14 protein-coding genes and 3 tRNA genes are annotated in these 12505 nt (G+C 60.3%); 15 read left to right on the top strand and 2 right to left on the bottom strand.

Translation table 11 applies throughout. The features are described 5' to 3' along the window. The first annotated feature begins 127 nt into the window (after positions 1 to 127). From rplM to erpA, 6 genes are all read left to right on the top strand, one after another. Positions 128 to 565: a 50S ribosomal protein L13 gene (rplM, locus tag ACRRNM_RS06575; protein ID WP_435627432.1), complete on the top strand. Its 438-nt coding sequence runs from the start codon at positions 128 to 130 to the stop codon at positions 563 to 565. A gap of 2 nt (positions 566 to 567) precedes the next feature. Beyond that, entirely contained in the window at positions 568 to 960 is a 393-nt protein-coding gene (gene rpsI, locus ACRRNM_RS06570; protein WP_435627431.1) for a 30S ribosomal protein S9, read from the top strand. Between the two features lie 366 nt (positions 961 to 1326). Continuing rightward, positions 1327 to 2355 carry an N-acetyl-gamma-glutamyl-phosphate reductase gene (gene argC, locus ACRRNM_RS06565; protein WP_435627430.1) on the top strand — a complete coding sequence of 343 codons (1029 nt, stop codon included), beginning with the start codon at positions 1327 to 1329 and terminating at the stop codon, positions 2353 to 2355. Between the two features lie 88 nt (positions 2356 to 2443). After that, positions 2444 to 3094, top strand: a complete 651-nt coding sequence (locus ACRRNM_RS06560) for a DUF6776 family protein (protein WP_435627429.1) — start codon at positions 2444 to 2446, stop codon at positions 3092 to 3094. Between the two features lie 26 nt (positions 3095 to 3120). Next, positions 3121 to 3528, top strand: a complete 408-nt coding sequence (locus ACRRNM_RS06555; RefSeq protein WP_435627428.1) for a bactofilin family protein — start codon at positions 3121 to 3123, stop codon at positions 3526 to 3528. Positions 3529 to 3546: 18 nt separating this feature from the next. After that, positions 3547 to 3897: an iron-sulfur cluster insertion protein ErpA gene (gene erpA / locus ACRRNM_RS06550; protein WP_435627427.1), complete on the top strand. Its 351-nt coding sequence runs from the start codon at positions 3547 to 3549 to the stop codon at positions 3895 to 3897. Positions 3898 to 3962: 65 nt separating this feature from the next. Here the strand turns inward: erpA and ACRRNM_RS06545 are convergent, their stop codons facing one another. Then, positions 3963 to 5063, bottom strand: a complete 1101-nt coding sequence (locus ACRRNM_RS06545; RefSeq protein WP_435627426.1) for an anhydro-N-acetylmuramic acid kinase — start codon at positions 5061 to 5063, stop codon at positions 3963 to 3965. 7 nt (positions 5064 to 5070) lie between these two features. Then, on the bottom strand, positions 5071 to 6354 hold the full coding sequence (locus ACRRNM_RS06540) for a peptidoglycan DD-metalloendopeptidase family protein (RefSeq protein ID WP_435627425.1): 1284 nt from the start codon (positions 6352 to 6354) through the stop codon (positions 5071 to 5073). Between the two features lie 217 nt (positions 6355 to 6571). Here ACRRNM_RS06540 and tyrS point away from each other — a divergent pair, with 217 nt between their 5' ends. The 9 genes from tyrS (at position 6572) to tuf (ending at position 12435) form a co-directional block, all read left to right on the top strand. Beyond that, positions 6572 to 7768: a tyrosine--tRNA ligase gene (tyrS, locus tag ACRRNM_RS06535; RefSeq protein ID WP_435628649.1), complete on the top strand. Its 1197-nt coding sequence runs from the start codon at positions 6572 to 6574 to the stop codon at positions 7766 to 7768. Positions 7769 to 7796: 28 nt separating this feature from the next. Further along, positions 7797 to 8114 (top strand): hypothetical protein, encoded by a 318-nt coding sequence (locus tag ACRRNM_RS06530; protein WP_435627424.1) that lies wholly within the window; start codon positions 7797 to 7799, stop codon positions 8112 to 8114. 137 nt (positions 8115 to 8251) lie between these two features. Next, entirely contained in the window at positions 8252 to 8464 is a 213-nt protein-coding gene (gene rpsU / locus ACRRNM_RS06525) for a 30S ribosomal protein S21 (protein WP_013292349.1), read from the top strand. Between the two features lie 30 nt (positions 8465 to 8494). Further along, positions 8495 to 8941: a GatB/YqeY domain-containing protein gene (locus tag ACRRNM_RS06520; protein ID WP_435627423.1), complete on the top strand. Its 447-nt coding sequence runs from the start codon at positions 8495 to 8497 to the stop codon at positions 8939 to 8941. Positions 8942 to 8995: 54 nt separating this feature from the next. Next, complete coding sequence (gene dnaG, locus ACRRNM_RS06515; RefSeq protein WP_435627422.1) at positions 8996 to 10729, top strand: DNA primase; 1734 nt, start codon at positions 8996 to 8998, stop codon at positions 10727 to 10729. A 159-nt stretch (positions 10730 to 10888) separates the two neighbouring features. Next, a tRNA-Tyr gene (locus ACRRNM_RS06510) sits at positions 10889 to 10974 on the top strand. 69 nt (positions 10975 to 11043) lie between these two features. Further along, a tRNA-Gly gene (locus ACRRNM_RS06505) sits at positions 11044 to 11117 on the top strand. A gap of 10 nt (positions 11118 to 11127) precedes the next feature. After that, positions 11128 to 11202, top strand: a tRNA-Thr gene (locus ACRRNM_RS06500). Positions 11203 to 11244: 42 nt separating this feature from the next. Beyond that, the gene (gene tuf, locus ACRRNM_RS06495) at positions 11245 to 12435 is read left to right on the top strand and encodes an elongation factor Tu (protein ID WP_435627410.1); all 1191 of its coding nucleotides are present in this window, start codon (positions 11245 to 11247) and stop codon (positions 12433 to 12435) included. Positions 12436 to 12505: the final 70 nt, after the last annotated feature.

Raw genomic sequence — 12505 nt, 5'->3', positions numbered from 1 at the left:
TCCTGTGCGCAAAATAGCGGAGGGCTTGGGGTTTGGCGCGGTTTATTTTTGTTTGACAGGGCAGGATGCCTGACATAGAATGCGCGCCCTTCGAGGTTTACTTATCAGATTTTTAGGAATAATGGCTATGAAAACATTTTCCGCCAAGTCCCAGGAAGTCCAGCACGACTGGCTTCTGGTTGACGCAGCCGATCAGGTGCTGGGCCGTCTGGCTGCCCAGATTGCCGCTCGTTTGCGCGGCAAGCATAAGGCAATTTACACCCCGCACGTGGATACCGGCGATTTCGTCGTGGTGGTCAACGCGGACAAGCTGCGTGTGACCGGCAACAAGACGGAAGCCAAGCTGTACCATCGCCACACGACCTATCCGGGCGGCCTGTACACCACCAATTTTTCCAAGATGCAGGCGCGTCATCCGGGCCGTGCGCTGGAAAAAGCGGTCAAGGGCATGCTGCCGAAAGGTCCGCTGGGCTATGCAATGTTGCGCAAGATGAAGGTGTATGCCGGTGCGTCGCATCCGCATGAAGCGCAGCAACCGAAACCAGTCAATCTGTTGAAGGCTTAACCATGAGCGTGAATTACAATTACGGAACCGGCCGCCGCAAGAGCGCAGTGGCGCGTGTGTTCATCAAGCCGGGCAAGGGCGACATCGTCGTGAACGACAAGCCGGTAGATGAATTCTTCTCCCGCGAAACCGGCCGCATGATCGTGCGCCAGCCGCTGACGCTGACCGAAACGCTGGGTAAGTTCGACATCATGGTGAACGTCACCGGTGGCGGCGAAGCCGGCCAGGCAGGTGCGGTGCGCCACGGCATCACCCGCGCACTGATCGATTACGACGCAACGCTCAAGGCTGCGTTGAAGCACGCCGGTCTGGTGACCCGCGATGCGCGCGAAGTGGAGCGCAAGAAGGTCGGCCTGCGCAAGGCGCGCCGCCGCAAGCAATTCTCCAAGCGTTAAGCCTGCGAAGCTGTTTGGATGTCCCGCAAAAGCCGCCTCCGGGCGGCTTTTGCATTAGAGCCTATTTCAGCAGGTTTCATACCCCGCGCCGCTTGCCTGCGGGATGCAGTGCAAGGTGCGGGCTGCGCTGTGTAGTCATTCTCCACAAGCAGGCCGCAACGCCGCAATGCGCCCGCAGGCAAGCGGCCCTTCGGGTTGGGTCTGGGCGCGGCGTCTGCAGCGTTGACCGCTTGCCAATGGAACGACCATTGGCTGTGCGTTGCGCCTTGCATCCATCCGCGCCCAGGCCCAACGCGGGGTATGAAACCTGCTGAAATAGGCTCTTAGGTTGTTGTATGATGTGCAACGTTTTTGAAGGAAGCTGGAATGATTAAAGTTGGCATAGTTGGCGGCACAGGCTACACCGGCGTGGAGTTGCTGCGCCTGCTGGCGGCGCATCCGCAGGCCGCGTTGCAGGTGATCACCTCGCGCGCCGATGCCGGCACGCCGGTCAGCCAGATGTTCCCCAGCCTGCGCGGCTATGTGGATCTGCCGTTCACGCATCCGGACGAGGCTCGCCTGGAGCAATGCGACCTGGTGTTCTTCGCGACCCCGAACGGCATCGCCATGCAGCAAACTCGCGCATTGCTGGATGCCGGCGTGAGGGTGATCGACTTGGCGGCCGACTTCCGCCTACAGGACATCTCGGTATGGGAAAAATGGTATGGCATGACCCATGCCTGCCCCGATCTGGTCGCCGAAGCGGTGTACGGGTTGCCGGAGGTGAATCGCGCACAGATCGAATCGGCGCGGCTGGTCGCCAATCCGGGCTGTTACCCGACTGCAGTGCAGCTGGGCTTCCTCCCGTTGCTGGAGGCGGGCGTGATCGAGACGGAAAGCCTGATCGCCGATGCCAAATCGGGCGTTTCCGGCGCGGGGCGCAAGGCGGAGATTGCCACCCTGTTTTCCGAAGCGTCGGATAATTTCAAGGCTTACGGGGTCGGCGGGCATCGGCACTTGCCGGAGATCAGGCAAGGCTTGGCGCGCGTGGCCGGCAAGGCGGTCGGGCTGACCTTCGTGCCGCACCTGACCCCGATGATCCGCGGCATTCATGCCACGCTGTATGGCAGGCTGACTCGCGAGGCGGATCTGCAGGCGTTGTTCGAGCGGCGCTATGCCAGCGAATCGTTCGTGGATGTGATGCCTGCAGGCAGCCATCCCGAGGCCCGTTCGGTGCGCGGCGCAAATCGTTGCCGCATCGCGGTGCACCGGCCGCAGGGCGGCGACACCGTCGTGGTACTGTCGGTGATCGACAACTTGGTCAAGGGTGCTGCGGGACAGGCGGTGCAGAACATGAACATCATGTTCGGGTTGCCGGAGAATTCCGCCCTGAATAACCTCCCGCTGCTTCCCTGAGATGTGGCGTCGCACTAAACGCAGGTTTGGCATTTCCGCGCCGAAACTGGCGGTACGGCCGCATATCCCGTGGTATTTGCGCTGGAGTATGATGGTGCCGTTCGTGCTGGCGGCGCTGGGGCTGGCCTGGTGGGCGTATGGCAGCGGACTGGAACTGGCGGGGTTTCATCGGAGCGAGACCCAGCAGGAATTGAACCGGTTGCGCGATCAGGTCTCCAGGCTGGAGACGGAAAATAAACAACTGAGCGGCCAGGTTGCGCAATTCGAGCGGAAAATCCAGATTGAGCAGGCCAGCAGCCAGGAAACGGCCAAGCAGCTGAAAAACCAGGCGGATGAAAACGTCCGCCTGCAGGAGGATTTGGCCTTTTTTCAGAACCTCACCGCCATGCGCGGCAGGGAGGGCGAACTGGGGGTGCACCGCCTGAGGCTGGAGCGCGACAAGATGCCCGGCGAATATCGTCTGCGCATGCTGCTGGTGCAGAGCGGGCAGCGCGTCAAGGAGTTCAGCGGCAGCTATCAACTGGTGGCTACGGTGTTGAGGGATGGGCAGCGAACAACGCTTTTATTTCCGCAAAATGCGTCGGGGAACACCCAATTTCAGCTCAGTTTCAAGTATTATCAGCGCGTAGAACAGAGCATTCAGCTGCCGCAGGACGTTCAACTGGAAAATATCCAAGTGAGGATATTCGAGCAGGGGGCGGGCGAGCCGAAAGTGCGGCAAAACGTCAGCCTGTCATAAAAAGAATTTGGCGTGAGGGAGGGTTTATGTTCGGCAATAAACACAGCAAACCGCAAAGCCGCATCGATTCGTTGATCGGCGCGGGTACGACCATCGAGGGTGATTTGAGTTTTAGCGGCGGGATGCGCATTGACGGGCAGGTGAACGGCAATGTGGTCGCAACCCCGGGCAAACCGAGCACGCTGGTGCTGAGCGAGCACGCGAAGGTGACCGGCGAGATCAACGTTACCCATCTGGTGATCAACGGCGCGACCACTGGCCCGGTATTCGCCAGCGAATATCTGGAACTGCAGAGCAAAGCCAGGGTCAATGGCGATGTGCACTACAAAACTCTTGAAATCCAGTTGGGTGCCATCGTCGAAGGGCGCCTGATCCACAGCAACGTCGCAGCACAGGACAAAGTGGTGGCTTTCAAGTTGAATAGTGGCGAGTAATTTATTTAGGAGACAGACATGAATGCAGCAACCGAAACACAAGACCCGCTGGTCTTTACCGACAACGCGGCGAACAAGGTAAAACAATTGATCGAAGAGGAAGGCAATACCGACCTCAAGCTGCGCGTGTTTGTCAGTGGCGGCGGCTGTTCCGGTTTCCAGTACGGTTTTACCTTCGACGAAGAAGTCAACGAAGACGACACCGTGATGACCAAGAATGGCGTGCAGCTGTTGATCGACCCGATGAGCTTCCAGTATCTGGCCGGCGCGGAAATCGACTATACCGAAGGTCTGGAAGGTTCGCAGTTCGTCATCAGGAACCCGAGCGCTGCGTCCACCTGCGGCTGCGGCTCATCGTTCTCGGTTTAGGCTGTCGGTTGGTTGCAAGGCTACGGGGCGCGTTGCGCCCCGTTTGCATTTATGCGGGCCAATGTTTATGCAAGGTAGATTGCGCCGAGCACGCAGGGATGCCGGGCTCCCGTGACAGCGGGCAAGTTGGCCGGCTTGCCGTGCAGGGCCTGTTGCGCCAGCCAGGCGAAGGCGATGGCCTCCAGGTAATCACCATCCACGCCGAGGGTATCCGTGGTCTGTATGCAGCTGTCCGGGAACAGGGCGGCGAGGCGGGTGCGCAGGGTCGAGTTGCGCGCACCGCCGCCGCAGAGATAGATTTCCGTCGCACCCACGCAGTGCTGCCGGACGGCCTGAGCGACGGTGCTGCATGTCAGTTCCAGCAGGGTGGCCTGTACGTCTTCCGCCGATTCGCCGCCTTGCAGCTTGCCGCGCAGCCAAGCTAGGCTGAACAGGTCGCGCCCGCTGCTCTTGGGCGGCGGCAGGGCGAAGAACGGCTCGGCGAGCATTCTTTCCAGCAATGCGGGCAGCACCTTGCCCGATGCCGCCCATGCGCCATTGTCGTCGTAGGGTCTGTCGAGATGCTGCATGCACCAGGCATCCATCAGCATGTTGCCGGGACCGCTGTCGAAACCCGTCGTGTCGCCGCCGGGTGGGAGATCGGTCAGGTTGGCGATGCCGCCGATGTTGACGATGACGCGGTGGGCGGCGGGATGGCGCAGCAGTTTGTCGTGAAAGGCCGGAACCAGCGGTGCACCCTGCCCGCCGGCCGCGATGTCGCGGCTGCGGAAGTCGCTGATGACGGTGATGCCGGTCAACTCAGCGAGCAGTGCGGCATTGCCGATTTGCAGCGTGTAGCCGTGCTCGGGGCGGTGGCGGATGGTCTGGCCGTGGCAGCCGATGGCCTTGATGGCGGCGTTCGACGAGTTTACCGCGCCGAGCAAAGCGTTGACCGCCGCGGCATAGCGCCGCGCCAGCTGGTTGCCGGCCAGTTGCGTGCGGTGCAGTTCGTCGTGGCCGGGCTGGTGCAGCGCAAGCAGTTCGCTTTTCAGCGCTTCGTCGAAGGGGGCGTAATGCCGGGCGAGCAACCTGGGCTGCACCCCGCCCAGATCGACCAGGGTAGCATCGATGCCATCCAGGCTGGTGCCGGACATCAACCCTACATACAGTTCAGGCGGATGCGGCACGGAGTATCTAGTCGAGCTTGGCGAGGTTTGTATTGCGCAGCAGGTTCAGGCGCGCAACGAAATTGTCTGCAGCCACCTTGAACGTCGCCATGTTCTCATGGTTGACCGGCTTCGCGTCCGGCAGGGCGACGCGCAGCGGGTCACGTTGCTGGCCGTCGATCTTGAATTCGTAGTGCAGGTGCGGGCCGCTGGTCAGGCCGGTCATGCCGACATAAGCGATCACGTCGCCCTGCGCCACGCGCTGACCGCGGTGCAATCCCTTGGCAAAGCGCGACAAATGCCCATACACGGTGGTGAAGCGGCCCTGATGGCTGACCGCAATGAAGTTGCCGTAGCCGCCTTGTTTGCCGAAGGACGTGACGACGCCATCCGAGGTCGCTTTGACCTTGGTGCCGATGGGGGCGGCAAAGTCCACGCCTTTATGCGCACGCCACTGGTTCAGCACCGGGTGGAAACGCGAGTTGGTGAAGCCGGAGCTTATCCGCGAGAATTCGATAGGGGAGCGCAGGAAGGCTTTGCGTACGCTCTTGCCTTCCGGCGTGTAGTAATCCCCCTGGAAATAGACGGCACGGTAGGAACGGCCCTGATTGACGAACTCGGCCGCCTGGATGCGGCCGGTATTCACCAGCGCCCCGTTGCTGTAGGTCATTTCATACACTGCGGTGAATTTGTCGCCCTTGCGCAGATCATGGTGGAAGTCGATGTCGCCGCTGAATATCTCGGTCAGCTGGTTGGCGGCCGCTTCCGGCATCCCGGCGGCATCGGTTGCGGCATACAGGCTGCCCTTGATTTCGCCGGTGCGCACGAACAGGCGTTTCTCCAGTTGTGCCGGCAGGATGCGGGTTGCGTAGCCGTCACCCTGCTTTTCGATCACGACTTGCGCGCCGTTGTCGCCCAGGTAGCGCAGCGCGACCAAGCCGCCGTCGGTATTAGTTTCGGCTTGTACTTCGCGGCCGACGGACAGCTTGCGGAAGGATTCTGCCTCGGGGGCGGTGCGCAGGTAGGCGCTGGCCGCGGCATCCTCGATGTTCAGGCGGCGCAGCAATTCGACGACCGTGTCGCCGCTCTGCACGCGCTCGTTGCGCCAGAAGCTGGCGATGGCGCCTACGCTGGGCGCAACCTTGGGCAGGGCGATCTGTTCGACGGCAATCTTCGCCGAATTCAGGCCGAGATCGCTTTGCGGCACCAAGCCGAAAGCGGTGACCACCCCCAGCAGCGGCATGGTGGACAGGGTGACAAACCAGCGCAGTTTCATTTTGCGCTCTTGGCTGAGCAGGTTTTGGGTTAACATTCGCGCCTCCTGGAGTTGCTCTCTGTATATCAGCAATACACTGTATTTTTTGGATTGGCGCGCACTTTACCAGAAAGCCGCATTGGCTCAAAACCGGCCTGATGGATGGCGGGCGGGAAAATCGAGCGGTAAAACGTGACCGACGAACGGTTGAAAAACGGGAGTGGGCGGTAAGCCGGTTTTCCTAGACTTTGAATTGATGACGAATATGACCGAAATGACACATCAGGACGCGCTGGCCCAGATCAAGCGCGGCGCCCATGAGCTGTTGGTTGAAGATGAATTGAAACAACGGCTTGCACCTGGCCGCCCGCTGCGCGTCAAGGCAGGTTTCGACCCGACCGCGCCGGACTTGCACCTCGGCCACACCGTGCTCCTCAACAAGATGCGCCAGTTGCAGGATCTGGGTCACCAAGCACTGTTCCTGATCGGCGATTTCACCGGCATGATCGGCGACCCCACCGGCAAGAACGCCACCCGCCCGCCGCTGACGCGCGAGCAGGTGCTGCAGAACGCCCAGTCCTACCGCGACCAGGTGTTCAAGGTGCTCGACCCGGAAAAGACCGAGATCGTGTTCAACTCCGCCTGGATGGACAAGCTCGGTGCGGCCGACCTCATCAAGCTGGCTGCGACTTCCACCGTGGCGCGCATGCTGGAGCGCGACGACTTCGGCAAGCGTTACAAGGCCAACCAGCCCATCGCCATCCACGAATTCCTCTACCCGCTGGTGCAGGGCTACGACTCCGTCGCGCTCCGGGCGGACATTGAGCTGGGCGGTACCGACCAGAAATTCAACCTGCTTATGGGGCGCGAGCTGCAGAAACATTACGGGCAAGCGCCGCAGTGCGTGCTCACCATGCCGCTGCTGGAAGGGCTGGATGGTGTCAACAAGATGTCCAAGTCGCTGGGCAATTACATTGGCATCACCGATACGCCGCAGGACATGTTCGGCAAACTGATGTCGATCTCCGATACGCTGATGTGGCGCTATCTGGAATTGCTGTCGTTCCGCAGCCTGAACGAGATCGCCGGCTGGCGCGCCGAGGTGGAGCAGGGGCGCAATCCGCGCGACATCAAGGTGATGCTTGCGCAGGAAATCGTCGCACGCTTCCACTCGCAAAAGGCCGCCGTGGGTGCGCTGGCGGAATTCGAGGCGCGCTTCAGGCAGGGCTTGTTGCCGGATGACATGCCGGAAATCACCGTTGCCGGCATGGACGGACAGATCGGCATTGCCCAACTGCTCAAGCAGGCCGGCCTGGTCGCCAGCACCTCCGAAGCATTGCGCATGATCGATGCCGGGGCTGTCAAGCTCGACGGGGAAAAAGTCAGCGACCGTGGCCTGCAGATCAAGGCCGGAACGGTGGTCGTGGCGCAGGTCGGCAAGCGCAAGTTCGGGCGGGTCAGCGTCGGCTGATTGCGAACACCGCTGCGTTGGTTCTCCAATGAAGGCTGCATTTAAGATCACAATGGTTTTGATTGGAATAACCGTACTCTCATCAACCGAGCTTGTGCTGATGTTCTGGCTTGGCGGGAGGGATGTCAAAAACTTCTGCCATGAAATCAGACTGGGCATTCCAACGTCTCAGCTTGCGGCACTGGCGAACAAGCATGGCGTCCGCCTCAATATGCCCGGCTCGCGCGAAGGCTCCGGGGCATATCTGGCTCTTGCGCATACGCCGCGCTCTTTCGGGCGCCATGTCTGCACGGTGCTGCATGACAACACCTTGGTCATCGGAAGCCGGTATGGATATGCCGATTAAGAGTCGTTTTGGCGAGACAGATCGAGTCAATGCCGCACCGTAGGCGGGTTTCAGGCGGGATTAAATATCGGTTGTGGAATAAGCCATTGTTTTGCTAGAATCGCGCCCTCGATTTTCTGGTAGAAGGTAATTTATTCATGACAACTGTGCGAGTTAAAGAGAATGAGCCGTTCGAAGTGGCGATGCGCCGCTTCAAGCGTTCCGTGGAAAAGACCGGCCTGCTGACCGATCTGCGCGCCCGCGAATTTTACGAAAAGCCCACTGCGGAACGTAAGCGCAAGCTGGCCGCCGCCGTGAAGCGCCATTACAAGCGCCTGCGCAGCCAGACTCTTCCTCCCAAGCTGTACTAGACCCGTCTTCCGGGTTTTCCCGGCTCCGGCATGAGCCTCAAGCAGCGAATCACCGATGACATGAAAGCCGCGATGCGCGCCAAGGATACGGCGCGCCTCGGGGCTATCCGCCTTTTGCTCGCCGCGATGAAGCAGCGCGAGGTGGACGAGCGCATCGAGCTGTCGGATGCGGACGTGATCGCCATCATCGAGAAGATGAACAAGCAGCGGCGCGACTCAATCAGCCAGTACGAGGCGGCGGGCCGCCAGGAGCTGGCGGATGTCGAGAAATTCGAGATGAGTGTGCTGGCTGACTATCTGCCGCAACAGCTCAGCGAAGCCGAAGTCAATGCGGCTGTCGCCGAAGCGATCGCCGCAACCGGTGCGGCCGGCCCGCAAGACATGGGCAAGGTGATGGGCGTGCTCAAGCCCAAATTGGCCGGGCGTGCCGACATGGGCAAGGTTTCCGCCCTGATCAAGGCGCAGCTCGGCAAGTAATTCCCGGTTAACCGTTCCGCCGGCGCCCTGCCGGCAGCGATGAAAGGTGCGGGCTTGATTCCGAAAAGTTTTATTCAGGACCTGCTTAATCGTCTCGATATCGTGGACGTGGTTGAGCGCTACGTGCCGCTCAAAAAGGCCGGTGCGAATTTTGTCGCCTGCTGCCCGTTCCACAGCGAAAAATCCCCCTCGTTTACCGTCAGTCAGTCCAAGCAGTTTTACCATTGCTTCGGCTGCGGGGCGCATGGCACGGCGATCAGCTTTGTCATGGAGCATGCCGGATTCGGCTTTGTCGAGGCGATCGAGGAGCTGGCACGCAGCGCTGGTCTGGAAGTGCCGCGCGAGCGTCCAGCCGCAGGGGAGGCCTACCAGAAAGTTGCGCCGGATTTGTACGAGGTGATGCAGGTCGCCACGCGCTACTACCGCGAGCAACTCAAGCAATCGCCGCGCGCGATCGATTACCTCAAGCGGCGTGGGCTGTCCGGCGAGATCGCCGCGAAATTCGGCATCGGTTACGCGCCGGACGGCTGGCAGAATCTTGCGGCGGCGTTTCCCGATTACCAGAGCGATACGCTGAGCGAAACCGGGCTGGTGATCGCCGGCGACGAAGGCAAGCGCTACGACCGCTTCCGCGACCGCATCATGTTCCCCATCATCAACGTGCGCGGGCAGGTCATCGGCTTCGGCGGGCGGGTGCTGGACAAGGGTGAGCCCAAGTACCTCAACTCGCCCGAGACGCCGCTGTTCGAAAAGGGGCGCGAGCTGTACGGCCTGTATCAGGCGCAGAAGGCGATCCGCGCTTCGCAGCGGGTGCTGGTGGTGGAGGGTTACATGGATGTGGTGGCGCTCGCGCAGCACGGCGTGGAATATGCCGTGGCGACGCTGGGTACGGCAACCACGCCGTATCACGTGCAGAAACTGCTGCACCTGACCGAACACATCGTGTTCAGCTTCGACGGCGACAAGGCCGGACAGAAGGCGGCTTGGCGCGCGCTGGAAAACGCGCTGCCCCACTTGCAGGACGGAAAGCGCATCAGCTTCCTGTTTCTGCCGGTCGAGCATGATCCTGACAGTTTCATCCGCGAATTCGGCAGGGATGCCTTCGAGCAGCGCGTGCAGGAGGCGATGCCGTTATCTGCCTATTTGCTGCGCGAAATCAGCGCGGAGCTGGACTTGCGCACCCAGGAGGGACGCAGCCAGTTGCTGCAGCGCGCCAAACCGCTGTTGACCGCGATTGCCGCGCCGGCCACTGCCCTGTTGCTGCGCAAGGAAATTGCGGCACTCGCCGGGGTGAGTCAGGTGGAACTGGAAGCTCTGTATGAGATCAAGCCGGTCGCGCGTACGGCTCCCCGGGTCTTCCAGAAAGCCGGGCGCGCAGCGCCTTCGGCGCATCGGCTGCTGCTGCAATGCCTGATTGCGCAGCCGGCGCTGGGTGCGCAAATCCACGCCGATTGGTACGGTGAAGGCGCGGAAGCCGAGGCGGTGGCGGCGTTGCTCTATGCATTGCGTGAAGCCGGTTTTGAAGTAGGCGGTGCGGCGCTCATGCAGATGTTCCAAGGCACGGCGCACGAAAAAACTCTAGCGGCGGCAGAGGCGGATATGCTGAATTGGGGTGAAAATTTTGATGTGGCGGCGGAGTTTTCCGGGTTGATGAGCAGAATCAGCGAAGGTCGGTATCGTCAGCAATTTCAGGCGTTACAGATAAAAGCACGAGGCGGCACTAACGGTCTGAGCGATGAGGAGCGAGAGCAGTACAAGCAGCTGTTGAAGTTGCTGCAGGGTGGCTGATTGCTTCTTTGCTTCGATGTCAGCGAAATTTGCTGTTTCGATAGCTTTTTGCCCAGTGTAATGATCTCTTTTGACGACGACTCCCGGTGATTTTTAATTCGGGACGGGGCTTTGGTTTGACATCCGAGGCGGGAATTGACATAATCGCAAGTTCTGTTTGGAGGGGTGGCCGAGTGGTTAAAGGCAGCAGACTGTAAATCTGCCCTCTTATGAGTACGATGGTTCGAATCCGTCCCCCTCCACCAAATAGTTGAATATTTTTTACTGGGTTGTGGCAACTGCTTGCTTTAAGCCGTTGTTTGGTGGGAAAGCCTGCGGGTGTAGCTCAATGGTAGAGCAGAAGTTTTCCAAACTTACGACGAGGGTTCGATTCCCTTCACCCGCTCCAGTTTAGTTTTGCCCATGTGGCTCAGTGGTAGAGCACTCCCTTGGTAAGGGAGAGGTCGCGAGTCCGATTCTCGCCATGGGCACCATTAGTTTTTATTGTTAACGTTTGACATTGATAAGGAAAAATCATGGCAAAGAGCAAATTTGAACGTACGAAGCCCCACGTGAACGTGGGCACCATCGGCCACGTGGATCATGGCAAGACCACCCTGACGGCGGCGATCACGACCGTTCTGTCCAAGAAATTTGGCGGCGAAGCCAAGGCCTACGACCAGATCGACGCGGCACCTGAAGAAAAGGCACGCGGCATTACCATCAATACCGCCCACGTCGAGTACGAAACGTCCAGCCGCCACTACGCCCACGTGGACTGCCCGGGCCACGCCGACTACGTCAAGAACATGATTACCGGCGCCGCTCAGATGGACGGCGCGATCCTTGTGGTATCCGCCGCCGACGGCCCGATGCCCCAGACCCGCGAGCACATCCTGCTGGCCCGTCAGGTTGGCGTACCGTACATCATCGTATTCCTCAACAAATGCGACATGGTTGACGACGAAGAATTGCTCGAGCTCGTCGAAATGGAAGTGCGCGAACTGCTCTCCAAATACGACTTCCCTGGCGACGACGTGCCGATCATCAAAGGCTCCGCATTGAAAGCCATGCAAGGCGACCAGAGCGACATTGGCGAACCCGCCATCTTCCGTCTGGCCGACGCACTCGACAGCTACATCCCGACACCTGAGCGCGCCATTGACGGTACCTTCCTGATGCCGGTCGAAGACGTATTCTCCATCTCCGGCCGCGGCACCGTCGTAACCGGCCGCGTCGAGCGCGGCGTGGTCAAGGTTGGCGAAGAGCTCGAAATCGTCGGTATCAAGCCCACCCTGAAGACCACCTGCACCGGCGTTGAGATGTTCCGCAAACTGCTCGACCAGGGCCAGGCAGGCGACAACGTCGGCGTCCTGCTGCGCGGCACCAAGCGTGAAGAAGTCGAGCGCGGCCAAGTGCTGTGCAAGCCAGGCTCGATCAAGCCGCACACCAAGTTCACAGCTGAGATCTATGTGCTGGGCAAGGATGAAGGCGGCCGTCACACCCCGTTTTTCCAAGGCTATCGCCCGCAGTTCTACTTCCGCACCACCGACGTGACCGGTGCGGTTGAACTGCCGGCAGGCACTGAGATGGTCATGCCTGGCGACAACGTCAGCATCACTGTCAACCTGATCAACCCGATCGCGATGGAAGAAGGTCTGCGCTTCGCGATCCGCGAAGGCGGCCGCACCGTTGGTGCCGGCGTGGTTGCAAAGATTATCGAGTAAAAGGATGAGAAGGGTGAAGGGTGAAGAGGGAGGGGGATGACCCTTCTCCATTCTCTCTTCTTCCTTCCCG

The organism is Ferrigenium straubiae (genome assembly GCF_051257895.1).
Classification (GTDB): Bacteria; Pseudomonadota; Gammaproteobacteria; order Burkholderiales; family Gallionellaceae; genus Gallionella; species Gallionella straubiae.
This window is presented reverse-complemented; position numbering and strand designations above follow the sequence as displayed.